Below are 15,602 nucleotides of genomic sequence, written 5' to 3'. Positions count from 1 at the left end.
GCGCATAGCGCCGTGCCCACGATCTCTCTCCATAAGCAACAAGGCGTGGGCACGCTTCCGCTTTGCCCACCCTACGAGATCGAGTGTGTGGCACGCAGCTCGAAACACAGACACGCCTTCCCGATCTCGCGGCTCAATCCGCCCGAGCTTTGCTTCGTCGCTCCACCCTCATAAAGCCAAGAGGGCGCAGGGAAGGCCGGGTGCCAGCGTGCACCCGCGGTCTGCTGCGCGAATAATGCGCAAAGGAGACCGCACAGCAGCATACAGGTGTCGCCGATCACTCGGCCTTCCCTGCGCGATGGTCGGACGGCTTATGCCGTGATCTCCCGGGAGCCGACCTTTCCTTCTGGCCTCCCTCGCCCCGCGAATTGACGATGCCGTCCGCCCGGTTGGGCTCGCGCGCATCTCCGCAGATGCTTGACCGTAGCAACGACGGCCAGGACCACACGGTTTTGCCGTACGCACGGCCCGCCATTTCGCCGCAGGGTTCGACGACGTTGTGCACGTTGCCGTCGACCTGCAGACGAGACGAACCTGACAGCGCCGCTCGTCGCACGCGGTTACGGACTCACAGGGACTACCCGCCCTGCCCGCACCTCTCGTGCCGACGCTGCCGCGTCCACCGCAGACCCGGCTCGCGACAGTGACGACACATAGTCGCCCCTCTTGGGTGAGCCGGGATGGGCGACACATACGCCGAAACCGAATTTCGGTAAAGTGGAATATTTTTGTGGGGAGGGGTTGACGGAGGGCGACACAGGGTGGGTTATGGGCAGACAAGTCAATCGTCGCGATTGCTAAACAAGCCCTCAGTCTCCATGGAACACAAGTCTAGCTCCCGCGGCCCCGAGACCAAAACCCATCAAGATGTTCCCAACGCCGAGGCATGATGGGTTTCGCAAGAGCTCAACCCATCCTACTACCGAGCTCTCATGCGGCACGGGACCTTCCCCTCCCCATCCTCTTTTCCACTGTGTGCTTCAGATCACAGCAGAATCAGCGGCCCTCCCCTACAATGACCCAGCATGGCCGCAAACAAGGTAACGGCGGTACGCGTGAGGCTGCGGAGGCGATCGACAGCTAGGGACTTTTGAGGCCGTCTGGGTGAAGAGCCCGGCGGCTTTTCTTTGTTGCTCCGCAGCACAAGAACGTTGATGCCCGGGACAAGCCCGGGCATGACGATGTCCGAACGTGATCTCCCTCAATCGAAGTGGAGCTTCCGCCTACGAACCACCCGCCCCCTTCCGCTCCTCGCGCTCTTCCTCCACCTGCCGCTCCGCTTCGAGCCAGAACTCCAGCTCGCGATCGCTCGGCCGTCCCGCCTGCTCCCAGAGCTCGTAGGCGCGTGCGCGCACCTGGCCGCGCCGCATCATGCGGCGGAGCTTTCGCTTCAGCTCTTCGGCAAAACTTCGGAAACGCTGGCCGGTGGTTTCGTCCTTGACGAGCGCGGCCGCTCGCGTGGCGAGTTCGATCTGGTGCTCTATCTTTTTCTGCTCGTCCACCGCCGACACTGCCGTGGGAAATGTTGCCAGAGCCCGTGCTGTTCGGAGATTGAATTCCTTTCGGGGATGGTCTGTTCCCTCGGCAAAAGCGCGCGGGATGGAAGAGCGTAGGATGGGGTGAGCGAAGCGAAACCCATCGGGGTCTGGACGACGTCGACGCATGACGGGATTCGCAAGGGCTCACCCATCCTACGCACCATCACATCGAGTCGACGCCGCTAAAGCGCGATGCGATTAGGATGAATCGCCATCGCGCTTCAGGTTGTTGTTTAAGCATGATCTTTTCGGAAAACCGCTGCGCACTTTTCCGGGTCATGCTTTAGTGCCACGTCGTGTCGGCTTCGACGATCACCACTCTGATTTCCGGATCCTCAGTCGTGTTGCAGGTGCAGGGCATGCCCTCACCGCAGCGGCAGCCGCCGAGTTTCTCGCTCCACGCCCGGAGCGGATGGTTTTCGCAGACCCATCCCAGACCCTGGCAGAATGGGCAGGTCTTGTCGGTCACAGCGTATCCGGCGTCCGCAGCGTGTTCGACTTTTCCTCGTTGCGCAGCTCCTGCTCGGCCGCGTTCCAAAATTCTTCTTCGCGGCCTTCGGGCTTGCCGGCCTGCTCCCACAGGCGGTGCGCGCGTTCTCTGATCTCTTGCTCGGTCGGGTCGGACAATGCTCGTCTCCTCTGGTGAAGCACGGCCCACCCTGGGGGGTATGGGGGGCTTGGAGGCGGGCCGTGCAGGCCAGCGATCGGCGGCGAGGCTGACCCGCGGATTCAAGCTTCCATCGTGCGCGGGAGTTCCTAATCGCGCGCGCCGGGCGATAGCACGCTCATCAAATTACTTGAGACAGGAAGAAGCAGGGTATCCAGCCAGAACAGCAGGGCGCCGATGCCTAGCATCGCGGCGAATGCAAGCATGAGACGCATGAGCTGACCATTGGCCGCGTGGAATTCCCACGAGAGCTCGCTCGCCAACGGACGCCTGAGCGTCAGCAGGCCGCGCCACTCGGGCGATGCTCCGGCTCTCAAGAAGGCCAGGCGTATCGCCATCGCCAAGATTACGACCGCACATCCCCAGGTCGCAAAGGCCAGGACACGCAGCAGGTCGTGCAACGCCTCTTGGAGGATGGACATGCGAAGCTCGGGGATATTGGTAGCGGGAGAGGGACTCGAACCCCCGACCCCAGGATTATGATTCCCGTGCTCTAACCAGCTGAGCTACCCCGCCACAGGGCTCGCGAACGGCGGCTACGGCCGATCTCGCGAACGCGCGGCATATAAAGAAGGGGGCGGCGGGAAGTCAATCCGCCTTCGCTAAAAGCTTCGGCGCGACAGGGCGTTTGGGGGTGGAAAAGCGACCGGTTTTGGCGGCGGATCGCCTGTTTTGGATATCAGATTTGCGGAGACTCCCCCTCACCCGGAAGCCGCGCTTTTGCGGATTCCGGCCTCTCCCGCAAGCGGGAGAGGCGAAGGAAGAATCGGGCCTATTTCGGCCGCACGTTCGGGTCGCCGCCGGGGCTGCCGGGGGGCGGGATCACCGGGGTGTTGCCGCCGGTGTCGGGGGCCGGGGCGTGCATCTCGGGGTCGACGCCCGCGGGCGGGCAGAGCACGCCGTCGGACTTTGCCAGCTTGTCGCCGAGCGGTTCCCGGGACTGGCCGGTGGTGGTGCCATCGGCCTGGCGGTTAGGGCGGTCCTGCGGGGTGCAATTGGCCGCATGTTGCGGGGATGGCGGCGCGGTCGCTTGCGGCGGCGTCGCCGGGGCGGGCGGAGCCTGCGCGATCGCGCTGCCGGAGGCGACGATCAGGAGGCTGGCCAGGATGATGTTTGATGTCGTGCGCATGGGAGCAAAACGCGCCGATCACGGCGCGTGTTCCCTCGGCACGATCACGATTTGTGGTAGCGGATCAGCGAAAAGTGCCCCATCGGCGGCATCGGCCTCCGTTCGGCCAAGGTGATGCCGCCGTGCCTCGCGGCCCAGCCCTCGAGGCGGGCCCACGGGAATTCCGGGCGCCAGCCGAGGCGGCGGGCGACGGGCGCGAAGGCGAGCTCGAACAGTTTGCGCGGGCCGGTCTCGGCGCCGATGTGGTTGACGAGGATCAGCTCGCCGCCGGGCTTGAGCACGCGCACGAACTCATCGAGCGTGCCTTCGGGATCGGGCACGGCGGTGATGACATATTGCGCCACCACCGCGTCGAAGAAGTTTTCGGGGAAGGCGAGGTTTTTCGCATCCATCACCGAGAGCACTTCGACATTGGAGAGGCGAAGCGCACGCACCCGCGCCTGCGCCTTGCGCAGCATCGGCTCGGAGATGTCGACGCCGCAGATTTTCGTGGTGCGCGAATAGTCCGACAGCGACAGGCCGGTACCGACGCCGACGTCGAGGATGCGGCCGCCGATGCGGTCGGCCTCCGCGATGGTCGACTGCCGTCCGGCGTCGAACACCTTGCCGAACACGAGATCATAGACCGGCGCCCAGCGGCCATAGGCCTTCTCGACCCCGGCCCGCGAGATGTCTGCTGCCATGCCCCCTGCCCTGAATTCTCTTAACCGCGCACCGCTTCGACAAGCGGCCTCGCCGTGCCTGTCGCGACTTTCGCGGCGGCGCTTTGAATGAAGCCGCCGCCGAGCACGCGCGCCTGCCCACTGGGCGCGTCGTAGAACACGCAGGCCTGGCCGGGCGAGACGCCCTCCTCGCCGCCGACGAGCTCGACCTCGTAATGACCATCGCTGCCGCGCAGCCATGCGGGCTGCGGCGCGCGGGTCGAGCGCACGCGCACGAACAATTCGAGGCCGGCGCCGATGGCGCGGTCGATGTCGCCGCCGCCGATCCAGTTGACGTCGCGCAAGGCGATGCGGTGCATCTTCAGCGCATCGCGCGGGCCGACGACGACGCGGCGGGTGGCAGCCTCAAGCCGCACCACGAACAGCGGCGCGTGGGCGGCGATGCCGAGGCCGCGGCGCTGACCGACGGTGAAATTGGCGATGCCGTTGTGCCGGCCGAGCACGCGTCCGTCGAGATCCACGATGTCGCCGGGGTCCATCGCATTCGGACGCAGGCGCGTGATGATGTCGGTATAGCGGCCCGTCGGCACGAAGCAGATGTCCTGGCTGTCGTGCTTGTCGGCGACGGACAGGCCAAAGCGGCGCGCGAGCTCGCGCGTCTCGGGCTTGGTCATGTCGCCGAGCGGGAAGCGCAGGAAGTCGAGCTGTTCTTGCGTCGTCGCAAACAGGAAATAGCTCTGGTCGCGGTCGGCGTCGGCCGCGCAGACCAGCGCGCGCGAGCCGTCTTCGCGGCGGCGCGAGGCGACGTAATGGCCGGTGGCGAGCGCCTGTGCGCCGAGCTCGCGCGCGGTCTTCAGGAGGTCGCGGAATTTGACGCTGCGGTTGCACTCGATGCACGGCACCGGCGTCTCGCCGAGCGCGTAGCTGTCGGCGAAATTGTCGATGACGGATTCGCGGAAGCGATCCTCGTAGTCGAGCACGTAATGGGGAATGCCGAGTTTTGCCGCGACGTCGCGGGCGTCGTGGATATCCTGGCCGGCGCAGCAGGCACCCTTGCGATGGGTCGCCGCGCCATGGTCGTAAAGCTGCAGCGTGATGCCGACGACGTCGTAGCCTTCCGCCTTCAGAAGCGCAGCCGTCGTCGAGGAATCGACGCCGCCCGACATGGCGACAACGACCCTGGTGTCCTCAGGACGGCCTTCGAGATCCAGACTGTTGAGCATGGGCCTTAAGGGTTGTGACGGCGTGCGGCGATCCGCGATTTCATGCTTCTCGCGGGACGTCGTCGAACCCCGGGAACTTTAGTTCCCGCAAGGCACGACTGCCCGGTCGAAAGCGGCTGAGAGTAACCTCTTTAATATAGGCGGCATTCCGGTGAAGCAATCACGGGGGCGGCCAGCTTAGGGCAATTCTTGCCGGGGAGGCAGAAATGGCGGGGTCGCAGCGGGCCCTGCGGCGACGGGATAGAATCCATAAACGATTGATTTTGCTATATAAATATACCTGAAAGGGCACTGGCCCGCTCCTTGCTCCCCTGATGCCGAAGATGTTTCCAAGGGGTCGCCTGTGGTCAGTCGTACGTCAGATGTCGTGGCCAGCGTGCAAGTTTCGAGCGCGCAGCAAAAGCCTGCGCGGTCGCAGAGCGCCAGGGAGCCGTCCGCGAACGACTCCTTCGGGTCGCTGGTCGACAGCAACACCCAGGCGATCAACACCAATGCGGCCTCGCAGGCCCAGGATAGCGCGCCGCGGCGGAGCGATTCGTCCTCCGCGGACAAGGGGCCGCGCGACACCTCGTCCACGGATGAATCCTCGCAGAGCAGGGCGCGCGACGACACCGACACCTCCGCGCCCGCCAGGAACGACAAGGCGAACGACAAGTCGAACGACACGACCACGGATGCGGCCAAGGACGCCGGCACGGCCAAGGACAAGGTCAAGGACAAGTCCGAGGCGTCGGACGCCAAATCGGCTGACACATCCGAGAAAACCAAGGACGACCAGACCGAGGGCACCGACACGCTCACCGCCGCGGTCGATGCCGCAGCAACCGCGCCGGCCGACGCGGCGCAGGCCGTGCCCGATCCGAACGCGATCGTGGTTGCCGCGCCGGTCGTCCCGGCCGATCCCAACGCGGCTGCAAACCAGGCCGCCACCGCCTCGCCGCTGACGATCGCCGCCGCCGGCATCGCCGCCAGCGCTTCGACCGCGGCGCAGATCGCGGGCACCAAGACCGACACCGCCACGCCCGCCGACAAGAGCGCCAAGACCGCCGGCGCCAAGGTCGACGCCGACACCACCGCGACGCTGGCCGATGCCGCGACCGGGGCAACCGACGCGGCCGCGACCGACGCCAAGGCGAGCGGCGGGTTGATCCCCGTCAACCAGGGCACGCCGAAGACCTCGTTCCAGGCCGCCGTCGCCACCGCACAAGGACAGTCGGACGTCTCCGATATCGGCCAGGACGCCGGCAAGGCGAACGCCGCCCCGACACAAGCGCCGGGCGCCGCGACCGCCGACGCCGCAGCGCATCCGCAAAGCGCCAAGCCGCAGGTAGATGGCGCAGCGACCGAGGCGAAGCCCGGCGCAGCGGACCGTACGCCCGACGCGATCCCGGCCGCACCGGCCGCCCACACCCATGCCAATGCGCAGGCCGCTTTCAACACCGCCGACACCAGCGCGCAGGCCGCCTCCGCGATGCAGGCGCCGCTGACCAACACGACCTCGACCGCGTCCGCTTCGACCGCGACGCTGACCGCGACCGCGGCCAGTGCGACGGCGGTGCCGATCAACGGCGTGCCGGTGGAGATCGCGGCCGCCATCCGCTCCGGCAAGTCCCGCTTCGACATCAGCCTCGACCCGGCCGAGCTCGGCCGCATCGACGTCCGCATCAATGTCGACCGCAACGGCAACGTCACCTCGCATCTCACGGTGGAGAAGCCGGAGACGCTGCAGATGCTGCGCCAGGACGCGCCGCAATTGCAGCGCGCGCTCGATGATGCCGGCCTCAAGTCCGGCAGCAACGGGCTGTCCTTCAGCCTGCGCGACCAGAATTCGTCGGGCCAGAACTCCGGCCAGAACAACGACAATGGCGGCAATGCCCGCCGGCTGATCATCAGCGAGGACGACACCGCTGCTGCCGCACCCGTCGGGCGCGGCTATGGCCGCATGTACGGGCCGAGCAGCGGCGTCGACATCAGAGTGTAAGGAGTATCAGACATGACCACCACGACTGGCGCTACCGCTCCTGCTGTCGTCTCCGGCACGACCGACCTCCCGAAATCCTCCTCGTCGAACTCGCTGAGCTCGACCACGGGATCGACGCTCGCCGGCAACTTCCAGACCTTCCTGACGCTGCTGACCACGCAGCTGCAGAACCAGAACCCGCTCGATCCGCTCGACACCAACCAGTTTACGCAGCAGCTGGTGCAGTTCGCCGGCGTCGAGCAGCAGCTCAAGACCAACGATGCGCTGTCGCAGCTCGTCACCCTGCAGCAGACCACGCAGGCGACCCAGGCGCTGGGCTTCGTCGGCAAGACCGCCCTGGTCGACGGCTCGACCGCGACCATGACCAAGTCATCAGCCACCTGGCATCTCAACGTGCCGACCGACTCCACCGTCGACATCACCGTCGCCAATGCCAGCGGCCAGACCGTGTTCACCGGCAAATACACCGCCGCCGCCGGCACCGACATTCCCTTCACCTGGAACGGCATGGGCAATGACGGCACGCAATGGCCCGACGGCAAGTATACGATCACGGCGACGGGCAAGGACGTGGCGAACAACAATGTCGGCATCGCCGCCCAGGTGCAGGGCGTCGTGTCGTCGGTCGACCTGACCCAATCGCCGCCCCTGCTCACCATCGACGGCGCAAGCTACACACTGAGCCAGGTGAAGAGCATCATCGCCACCAGCAGCAATTAAAGGTGCGCGCCGCTGCTATATACTCGCTGTCATCCCCGCGAAGGCGGGGATCCATAGCCCCAGGGAGAAGTTTGGCGAAGACCAGGGGTTAGGACGTCATTCTTGGTACTGCTGCCCGCGTCTCATCGATAGATCACGCGGTATGGGTCCCTGCTTTCGCAGGGACGACAGTTGGAGCCTCCGCGACACCGCGCTCCGGCTCCATTCGTTAGTAAAGTATTTACGAAGTCCCCCTCGACCGGCCCGGATTCCACCGTTTCGCCGGCCGACACGGCGCCGTTCCAGCCATTTTCAACGAGAATTGTATTGAAGCCTTAGGCTTAGCGGATTTTTAAGCCGCCGGGCGTAGGGTTACGGGCGTGAGTTCAGTGGTTGAGAGTTTGTGAGTACGCCATGACAGAACCCCATCGCCCGAGGGTAAAATACGTCATCGGGCCGGACGGCAGTCCGTTGACGATCGCGGATCTGCCTGCACCCGGCACCAAACGCTGGGTCATCCGCCGCAAGGCCGAAGTCGTCGCCGCCGTCCGTGGTGGACTTCTCTCGCTGGAGGAGGCCTGTAGCCGTTATACCCTGACGGTCGACGAATTCCTCTCCTGGCAGTTTTCCATCGACCAGCATGGTCTGGCGGGTCTTCGCACCACCCGCATCCAGCAATATCGCCAGTAGGCGATCCGGAAATCTGCGGCTTTTGACGAAAATCGGCCTCGCCCTGCGAGGCCGATTTTTTTCATATCGGTCCTTTGCGCGACTTTTGTCCGACCTCTTAACCTTCGTTAACCATATCGAAACCATCACCTAGGCAATAATTGCCCAGTCGGCCTTTCCTGTGAAAGCGGCCGAATCTGTTGGGGCGGTTGCTTGCAAGGTCTTGCGGACTTTTTGAAGAGTATCGGCGCCGCCCGGTTCGGGGCGATGATCGCGGTCACCGCCGCGCTCATCGGCTTTTTCGCGTTCGTCATCATGCGCGTCACCACGCCGCAGATGACGACGCTGTTCACCGACCTCAGCGTCGAGGATTCCTCCGGCATTATCAAGGACCTGGAACGCCAGGGCATCCAGTTCGAGATCCGCAACGAGGGCAGCATCATCATGGTGCCCAAGGACAAGGTCACGCGCCTGCGGATGAAGCTCGCCGAGGGCGGCCTGCCCAAGGGGGGCGGCGTCGGCTACGAGGTGTTCGACAAGTCGGACGCGCTCGGCACCACCTCCTTCGTCCAGAACATCAATCACCTCCGCGCGCTGGAAGGTGAGCTCGCCCGCACCATCCGTGCCATCGACCGCATCCAGGCCGCCCGCGTCCATCTGGTGCTGCCCGAGCGCCCGCTGTTTGCGCGCGAGGCGCCGGAGCCGTCGGCCTCGATCGTGGTCCGCGTCCGCGGCTCGCTGGAGGCCCAGCAGATCCGCGCCATCCGCCACCTCGTCGCCTCCGCCGTCAACGGATTGAAGCCGCAGCGGGTCTCGATCGTCGACGAGGCCGGCCAGCTGCTCGCCGACGGCGCCGCGACCGATCCGGAGCAGGCGGTCGGCGACGAGCGCCGCATCTCCTTCGAGAAGCGGATGCGCAAGCAGGTCGAGGACATCGTCTCCTCCGTGGTCGGCTCGGGCCGCGCCCGCGTCCAGCTCTCCGCCGATTTCGACTTCAACAAGATCACCCAGACCTCGGACAAGTTCGACCCCGAGGGCCGCGTGCTGCGCTCGAGCCAGACCCGCGAAGAGCAGAGCATGACCGCCGACAACAACGGCCAGGTCACCGTCAACAACGAGCTGCCCGGCAACCAGCAGAACAACGGCGTCGCGGCCAAGGACCAGAGCAAGAAGTCCGAAGAGACCAACAATTACGAGATCTCCCGCACCACCAAGACCGAAGTGACCGAAGCCGGCCGGGTCAACCGCATCTCGGTCGCGGTGCTGGTCGACGGCATCTACTCCAAGAACGACAAGGGCGAGCTGGCCTATCAGGACCGCACCAAGGAGCAGCTCGACCGCATCGCCACGCTGGTGCGCTCGGCGATCGGCTTCGACCAGAAGCGCGGCGACCAGGTCGAGGTCGTCAATCTGCGCTTTGCGGATGCGCCCTCCACTGCCCCGATCGGCGAGCCCGGCGGCTTCCTCGGCATGCTCCAGTTCACCAAGGACGACGTCATGTACTTCGTCGAGCTCGGCGTGATGATGCTGCTCGGCCTGATCGTGCTGTTCCTGGTGATCCGCCCGCTGGTCAAGCGCATCCTGGCCTCCGACGAAGTCGCCGCCGCCATCTCCGGCGTTCTCGCCGGCCCGGCGGCTTCGGAAGAGAGCGCGCCAGCCGGCCAGGCGCTGCTGCCGAGCGGCGCCGCCAGCGCGATCGACGTTGCCACCATCCAGGGCCAGGTCCACGCCCAGTCCGTTCATCGCGTCGGCGAGCTCGCCGAGCGTAACCCCAACGAAACCGTCGCCATCATCCGCCAGTGGCTGACCGAACCTGCCAAGTAATCCGCACCAAGTGATCCCTCGCCAAGTGAATCAAGAAGTGATCTGACATGGCCGCCAGTCTGCAAAACGCCAACTCGAACGACATCACCAGCGTCATTTCCACGCTCGGCCAGCGTGCCGGCAGCCGCGCGGGCAACGCGGTCGAAGCGGTGTCTGGGCCGAAGCGCGCGGCGATCCTGATGCTGGCGCTCGGCGAGCAATATGGCGGCAAGATCTGGGGACTGCTCGACGACGACGAGGTGCGCCAGCTCTCGCTGGAGATGTCGACGCTCGGCACCGTCGAGGTCGACACCGTCGAGGACATGCTGCTCGAATTCGTCTCGCGCATGTCGGCATCGGGCGCGCTGATGGGCAATTTCGACGCCACCGAACGGCTGCTGCAGCAATATCTGGCACCCGAGCGCGTCAACGGCATCATGGACGAAATCCGCGGCCCCGCGGGACGCAACATGTGGGAGAAGCTCTCCAACGTGCAGGAAGAGGTGCTCGCCAACTATCTCAAGAACGAATATCCGCAGACCATCGCGGTGGTGCTCTCGAAGCTGAAACCGGAACACGCCGCGCGCGTTCTCGGCATCTTCCCCGAGGAGCTTGCGCTCGACGTCGTCAACCGCATGCTGAAGATGGAGGCGGTGCAGAAGGAGGTGATCGAGAGCGTGGAGAAGACCCTGCGCACAGAATTCATGTCCAACCTGTCGCAGACCCGCCGCCGCGACGCCCACGAGGTGATGGCGGAAATCTTCAACAATTTCGACCGCCAGACCGAAACCCGCTTCATCACCTCGCTGGAAGAGGACAACCGCGAATCGGCCGAGCGCATCAAGGCGCTGATGTTCACCTTCGACGACCTCGTGAAGCTGGATTCCGGCTCGGCCCAGACGTTGATGCGCAACGTCGACAAGGACAAGCTCGGCGTCGCGCTCAAGAGCGCCAACGAGGACGTCCGCAACTTCTTCTTCGGCAACATGTCCTCGCGCGCTGCCAAGATGCTCCAGGACGACATGGCGGCGATGGGCCCGGTGCGGCTGCGCGACGTCGACGAGGCCCAGGCGCTGCTGGTCAACCTCGCCAAGGATCTCGCCGCCAAGGGCGAGATCATGCTGACCAAGAACCGCGCCGACGACGAACTGGTGTATTGATGGCCGCTCCGGCAAAATTCCTGTTCGATACCGACTTCGCGGCGCCCGAGCGGACGACACGCGAGAAGGCCGCGACCGCTGCGGAGATCGCCCAGAAGGTCGCGGAAGCCGAGGCGCGCGCCTATCAGGACGGCTTTGCCGCCGGCCAGCAGGAGGCCAAGGCCGAGAGCGACCGCCGCGTCGCGCTTGCCATGGAAGAGATCAATATCGGCATCCGCGGCATCGCATCCGGCATCGGCAACATCGAATCCAAGATGGAAACCGAGGCGGTCGACGTCGCGGTGGCGGTTGCGCGCAAGCTGTGCGCAGACCTGGTCGCCGCCGAGCCGCTCGGCGAGATCGTCGCACTGGTCAAGGACTGCTTCTCGCATCTGGTCGCGACACCGCATCTGGTGGTCCGCATCAACGACGCGCTCTACGACAGCGCCCGCGAGAAGATCGAGCGGCTCGCCAAGCAGAGCGGCTTCGAAGGACGGCTGGTGATCCTGGCCGAGCCGGAGATTGCGACCGGCGACTGCCGGATCGAATGGGCCGATGGCGGCGTCGTGCTGGAGCGCGGCGCCATCGCTGCCAAGATCGACGAAATGGTTGGACGCTATGTCGCGTCCCGCAGGGGGAGCTAAGCCATGAGCGACACCGACGGACAGGTCCCGCTGCCCGATCTCAACGGCCCGATGCCGCCCACCGGCACGGACGTCGGCTACAACGAGGACGAATATGCGGCGCGTGCCGCCGCCGATCTCGAGGCGGTGTTCGACGTTCCCGTGCAGGTCTCGGCCGTGCTCGGCCGCTCGAAGATGGACGTCAGTGAGCTCCTGAAGCTCGGACCCGGCACCGTGCTCGAGCTCGACCGCCGCGTCGGCGAGGCCATCGACATCTACGTCAACAACAAGCTGGTCGCCCGCGGCGAAGTCGTCCTGGTCGAGGACAAGCTCGGCGTGACCATGACCGAAATCATCAAGACCGAACGCAGCTGATAGCGCGCGCGACCAGACGGACAGGAGACTGACATGCGGCTTCTCATCGTTGGCACATTGAAGGGCCAGCTCACCACCGCCACCAAGATCGCGATGGACAACGGCGCCACCGTGACCCATGCCGAGGATCACGACCAGGCCATGCGCGTGCTGCGCGGCGGCAAGGGCGCCGACCTCCTGCTGGTCGACGTCGCCCTCGACATCCGGGACCTCGTGATGCGGCTCGAGGCCGAGCACATTCATGCCCCGATCGTCGCCTGCGGCATCACCAACGACGCCCGCGCCGCGGTCGCCGCGATCCACGCCGGCGCCAAGGAATACATCCCGCTGCCGCCGGACCCGGAGCTGATCGCCGCGGTGCTGGCCGCAGTCGCCAACGATTCCCGCGAGCTGGTCTATCGCGACGAGGCGATGGCGAAGGTGATCAAGCTGGCGCAGCAGATCGCAGGATCCGACGCCTCGGTAATGGTCACCGGTGAGTCCGGAACGGGTAAGGAAGTGCTGGCCCGCTACGTCCACACCCGCTCGGCGCGCGCCAAGCGCCCCTTCATCTCCATCAACTGCGCCGCTATTCCCGAGCATCTCCTGGAATCCGAGCTGTTCGGCCACGAGAAGGGCGCCTTCACCGGCGCGATCGCGCGCCGCATCGGCAAGTTCGAGGAGGCGACCGGCGGCACGCTGCTGCTGGACGAAATCTCCGAGATGGACGTCCGCCTGCAATCGAAACTGCTGCGCGCCATCCAGGAGCGCGTGATCGACCGCGTCGGCGGCACCAAGCCGGTGCCGGTCGACATCCGCATCATCGCGACCTCGAACCGCAATCTGGCCGAGGCCGTGCGCGAAGGCACGTTCCGCGAGGACCTGCTGTTCCGCCTCAACGTCGTCAACCTGAAGATCCCGCCGCTGCGTGAGCGCCCCCTCGACATCCTCGAGCTCGCCCAGCACTTCGTGAAGAAGTACGCCGAAGCCAACGGAGCGCCGGTGCGCCCGATCTCGGCGGAAGCGCGCCGCGTGCTCTCGGCCAACCGCTGGCAGGGCAACGTCCGCGAGCTCGAAAACACCATGCACCGCTCCGTGCTGATGGCGCAGGGCGACGAGATCGGAGCCGACGCGATCCTCACCCCGGACGGCGACCGCCTCGACCTCGCGAAAACCGTTCCGGCCGTGGCGCATGCCACGATGGCCGCCGAGCAGGTGACGCGCGCGCTGGTGGGGCGCACCGTCGCCGATGTCGAGCGCGACCTGATCCTGGAGACACTGAAGCACTGCCTCGGCAACCGGACCCATGCCGCCAACATCCTGGGCATCTCGATCCGCACGCTGCGCAACAAGCTCAACGAATATTCCGACGGCGGCATCCCGATCACGCCCGCGGGAACGCCGGGCGAGTATCCGCGCATACCGATGATGGGAGCGTAAGGGCTTCTGACAAAATTGAGATGCGAATGCCCGGGCCAGTCCCGGGCATTTTTCTTTGCGGGGTAGTGCTATGCTGGTGTCGTCCCCGCCTGCTGCGCAATTGCGCGTGGGGCCGGGACAGCGCCGGGAGGAACGGTGCGTGAAGCAGTTCACAAAGGACACGCCGCAACATCGTTAGAGTCCCGATGCCGCTTGGCAGGATGCCGGCGAGGTGCCGCATCCGCGTTTCGCGAACCTCCTTAACCGAAAGGGCACGCCATGAAATACGCTTCGTGGACGATCTCCCGCTTTTCGCTGATTGCAGCGCTGATCTCGGCCACCGTGCCGCTTGCGCGCGCGGACGTAATCATGGACTGGAACGCCAAAGCCGATGCGATCGCCGCCGAGAAACAGATTCTTCCGGCGCCGCACAGCCGCGCCTTGTCCATGATGCACGTTGCAATGTTCGAGGCCGTCAATGCGATCGACCGCCGCTACGCGCCTTACAAGGTCACGCTGTCCGCGGAGCGTTCGACCTCGCGGGAAGCCGCGGGGGCAGTTGCGGCTCACGACGTGCTGCTGTCGATCTATCCGGACCTCAAGCCGGACCTGGATGCGACACTGACGAACGCGCTGACGCCGATTGCCGAGGGCGAGTCCAAGAGCGCCGGCATCGCGCTCGGGAAAGAAGCTGCGGCGCAGATCATCCAGCTTCGCGCGAACGATGGCAGCGCCGCCGTGGAAACGTACCGGCCCCCGACCACACCGGGCGCCTATATTCCAACCGTCGTCCCGCTCTTCTCGACCACCGGTGCGACAACGCCGTGGGTCATGGCGTCCGGATCGCAGTTTCGCCCCGGACCACCGCCGGCACTCGATTCAGAGGTTTGGACCAGGGACGTCAACGAAATCCGCGAGGTCGGCGGCAGAGGCAGCCCGACCCGGACACCCGAGCAGACGACGATCGGCCGCTTCTGGTTCTCTGTCGGCGCCCGCACCTACAATCCCATCGTGAGGCAGGCCGCCTTGGCCAAGGGAGTGGATCTCGTCGACTGCGCCCGCCTGTTCGCCCTGACGTCGATTGCCGGGAACGATGCCATCGTTGCCGTGTTCGACGCCAAGTACCATTACAATTTCTGGCGCCCGATCACGGCCATACGCAATGCCGATCTGACCTCGAATGCCGCAACGCCTCGCGATCCCTCCTGGCTGCCGCTTGGGGACACGCCGATGCATCCTGAATATCCCTGCGCTCACTGCATCATCTCGGCCGCAATTTCGACCGTGCTCCAGACCGTCGTTGGAGATTTTGGCGAGTTCTCACTGACCAGCCCGACGGCGCCAGGGGTCACGCGCAAATGGTCGCGGCTCCAGGACTATAGCGACGAAGTCTCCAATGCGCGCATCTGGGCCGGCTTCCACTACCGGTTCTCGACCGAAGTCGGCAAGGACATGGGTCGGAAGATCGGCGCGCTGGTCGTCGCGACGCAGCTTCGCGGTGTGGAGGCAATGGCGGAACCGAAGCGTTAGAATGCCCGGGGCGGGTCCCGGGCGTTCTTCTTTGCGAGCGGGGCTCGCACCGCCGCCCCACCCTCCGCCGTCGTCCTGGCGAAAGCCAGGACCCATTACGCCAGGGGGGAGTTTGGCGAAGATTCGTCGTTCGGTACCTCTATCGCCTTCAGTCGATAGATTCCGC

16 protein-coding genes and 1 tRNA gene are annotated in these 15,602 nt (G+C 65.4%); 9 read left to right on the top strand and 8 right to left on the bottom strand.

The window, feature by feature from the left end; translation table 11 throughout:
* Window positions 1-1,223: 1,223 nt before the first annotated feature.
* The 8 genes from XH81_RS05535 to mnmA form a co-directional block, all read right to left on the bottom strand.
* On the bottom strand, window positions 1,224-1,502 hold the full coding sequence (locus tag XH81_RS05535) for a DUF2934 domain-containing protein (protein WP_038970857.1): 279 nt from the start codon (window positions 1,500-1,502) through the stop codon (window positions 1,224-1,226).
* Between the two features lie 319 nt (window positions 1,503-1,821).
* Complete coding sequence (locus XH81_RS05530; RefSeq protein WP_038948493.1) at window positions 1,822-2,007, bottom strand: hypothetical protein; 186 nt, start codon at window positions 2,005-2,007, stop codon at window positions 1,822-1,824.
* The gene (locus XH81_RS05525) at window positions 2,004-2,165 is read right to left on the bottom strand and encodes a DUF2934 domain-containing protein (RefSeq protein ID WP_018318410.1); all 162 of its coding nucleotides are present in this window, start codon (window positions 2,163-2,165) and stop codon (window positions 2,004-2,006) included. Before XH81_RS05525 ends, XH81_RS05530 begins: the two co-directional genes overlap by 4 nt.
* A 129-nt stretch (window positions 2,166-2,294) precedes the next feature.
* On the bottom strand, window positions 2,295-2,627 hold the full coding sequence (locus XH81_RS05520) for a hypothetical protein (protein ID WP_028140203.1): 333 nt from the start codon (window positions 2,625-2,627) through the stop codon (window positions 2,295-2,297).
* Between the two features lie 17 nt (window positions 2,628-2,644).
* A tRNA-Met gene (locus tag XH81_RS05515) sits at window positions 2,645-2,721 on the bottom strand.
* 256 nt (window positions 2,722-2,977) lie between these two features.
* Window positions 2,978-3,334, bottom strand: a complete 357-nt coding sequence (locus XH81_RS05510) for a hypothetical protein (protein WP_028140204.1) — start codon at window positions 3,332-3,334, stop codon at window positions 2,978-2,980.
* Between the two features lie 44 nt (window positions 3,335-3,378).
* Window positions 3,379-4,017 carry a class I SAM-dependent methyltransferase gene (locus XH81_RS05505; protein WP_028140205.1) on the bottom strand — a complete coding sequence of 213 codons (639 nt, stop codon included), beginning with the start codon at window positions 4,015-4,017 and terminating at the stop codon, window positions 3,379-3,381.
* Between the two features lie 20 nt (window positions 4,018-4,037).
* Window positions 4,038-5,219 carry a tRNA 2-thiouridine(34) synthase MnmA gene (gene mnmA / locus XH81_RS05500; RefSeq protein WP_028140206.1) on the bottom strand — a complete coding sequence of 394 codons (1,182 nt, stop codon included), beginning with the start codon at window positions 5,217-5,219 and terminating at the stop codon, window positions 4,038-4,040.
* Between the two features lie 343 nt (window positions 5,220-5,562).
* Between mnmA and XH81_RS05495 the strand changes: the two genes are divergently transcribed.
* The 9 genes from XH81_RS05495 to XH81_RS05455 all read left to right on the top strand — a co-directional run bounded on the left by XH81_RS05495 (window position 5,563) and on the right by XH81_RS05455 (window position 15,436).
* Complete coding sequence (locus tag XH81_RS05495; RefSeq protein ID WP_028140207.1) at window positions 5,563-7,200, top strand: flagellar hook-length control protein FliK; 1,638 nt, start codon at window positions 5,563-5,565, stop codon at window positions 7,198-7,200.
* Window positions 7,201-7,212: 12 nt separating this feature from the next.
* Complete coding sequence (locus XH81_RS05490; RefSeq protein WP_028140208.1) at window positions 7,213-7,920, top strand: flagellar hook assembly protein FlgD; 708 nt, start codon at window positions 7,213-7,215, stop codon at window positions 7,918-7,920.
* Window positions 7,921-8,313: 393 nt separating this feature from the next.
* Window positions 8,314-8,589: a CtrA inhibitor SciP gene (gene sciP / locus XH81_RS05485; RefSeq protein WP_002714638.1), complete on the top strand. Its 276-nt coding sequence runs from the start codon at window positions 8,314-8,316 to the stop codon at window positions 8,587-8,589.
* A 192-nt stretch (window positions 8,590-8,781) separates the two neighbouring features.
* Window positions 8,782-10,392 (top strand): flagellar basal-body MS-ring/collar protein FliF, encoded by a 1,611-nt coding sequence (gene fliF, locus XH81_RS05480; protein ID WP_095426625.1) that lies wholly within the window; start codon window positions 8,782-8,784, stop codon window positions 10,390-10,392.
* A gap of 47 nt (window positions 10,393-10,439) precedes the next feature.
* On the top strand, window positions 10,440-11,531 hold the full coding sequence (gene fliG, locus XH81_RS05475) for a flagellar motor switch protein FliG (protein ID WP_028140210.1): 1,092 nt from the start codon (window positions 10,440-10,442) through the stop codon (window positions 11,529-11,531).
* Window positions 11,531-12,154, top strand: a complete 624-nt coding sequence (locus XH81_RS05470) for a FliH/SctL family protein (protein WP_018318402.1) — start codon at window positions 11,531-11,533, stop codon at window positions 12,152-12,154. Before fliG ends, XH81_RS05470 begins: the two co-directional genes overlap by 1 nt.
* Before the next feature lie 3 nt (window positions 12,155-12,157).
* Window positions 12,158-12,508: a flagellar motor switch protein FliN gene (gene fliN / locus XH81_RS05465; protein ID WP_018318401.1), complete on the top strand. Its 351-nt coding sequence runs from the start codon at window positions 12,158-12,160 to the stop codon at window positions 12,506-12,508.
* A 33-nt stretch (window positions 12,509-12,541) separates the two neighbouring features.
* A complete protein-coding gene (flbD, locus tag XH81_RS05460; RefSeq protein ID WP_271596074.1) occupies window positions 12,542-13,927 on the top strand; it encodes a sigma-54-dependent transcriptional regulator FlbD in 1,386 nt (461 codons plus the stop codon).
* Window positions 13,928-14,185: 258 nt separating this feature from the next.
* Window positions 14,186-15,436 (top strand): vanadium-dependent haloperoxidase, encoded by a 1,251-nt coding sequence (locus XH81_RS05455; RefSeq protein WP_271596073.1) that lies wholly within the window; start codon window positions 14,186-14,188, stop codon window positions 15,434-15,436.
* The last annotated feature ends 166 nt before the right edge of the window (window positions 15,437-15,602 follow it).

The organism is Bradyrhizobium sp. CCBAU 25360, from assembly GCF_028128695.1.
Lineage (GTDB): Bacteria > Pseudomonadota > Alphaproteobacteria > Rhizobiales > Xanthobacteraceae > Bradyrhizobium > Bradyrhizobium ottawaense.
This window is presented reverse-complemented; position numbering and strand designations above follow the sequence as displayed.

What these genes read in the sequence shown, in the direction of transcription:
- XH81_RS05455 (WP_271596073.1), top strand. Translation starts at nt 14,186, where the DNA reads ATGAAATACGCTTCGTGGACGATCTCCCGCTTTTCGCTGATTGCAGCG.
- fliG (WP_028140210.1), top strand. Translation starts at nt 10,440, where the DNA reads ATGGCCGCCAGTCTGCAAAACGCCAACTCGAACGACATCACCAGCGTC.
- XH81_RS05505 (WP_028140205.1), bottom strand. Translation starts at nt 4,017, where the DNA reads ATGGCAGCAGACATCTCGCGGGCCGGGGTCGAGAAGGCCTATGGCCGC.
- XH81_RS05510 (WP_028140204.1), bottom strand. Translation starts at nt 3,334, where the DNA reads ATGCGCACGACATCAAACATCATCCTGGCCAGCCTCCTGATCGTCGCC.
- XH81_RS05520 (WP_028140203.1), bottom strand. Translation starts at nt 2,627, where the DNA reads ATGTCCATCCTCCAAGAGGCGTTGCACGACCTGCTGCGTGTCCTGGCC.
- XH81_RS05470 (WP_018318402.1), top strand. Translation starts at nt 11,531, where the DNA reads ATGGCCGCTCCGGCAAAATTCCTGTTCGATACCGACTTCGCGGCGCCC.
- fliN (WP_018318401.1), top strand. Translation starts at nt 12,158, where the DNA reads ATGAGCGACACCGACGGACAGGTCCCGCTGCCCGATCTCAACGGCCCG.
- XH81_RS05490 (WP_028140208.1), top strand. Translation starts at nt 7,213, where the DNA reads ATGACCACCACGACTGGCGCTACCGCTCCTGCTGTCGTCTCCGGCACG.
- sciP (WP_002714638.1), top strand. Translation starts at nt 8,314, where the DNA reads ATGACAGAACCCCATCGCCCGAGGGTAAAATACGTCATCGGGCCGGAC.
- mnmA (WP_028140206.1), bottom strand. Translation starts at nt 5,219, where the DNA reads ATGCTCAACAGTCTGGATCTCGAAGGCCGTCCTGAGGACACCAGGGTC.
- flbD (WP_271596074.1), top strand. Translation starts at nt 12,542, where the DNA reads ATGCGGCTTCTCATCGTTGGCACATTGAAGGGCCAGCTCACCACCGCC.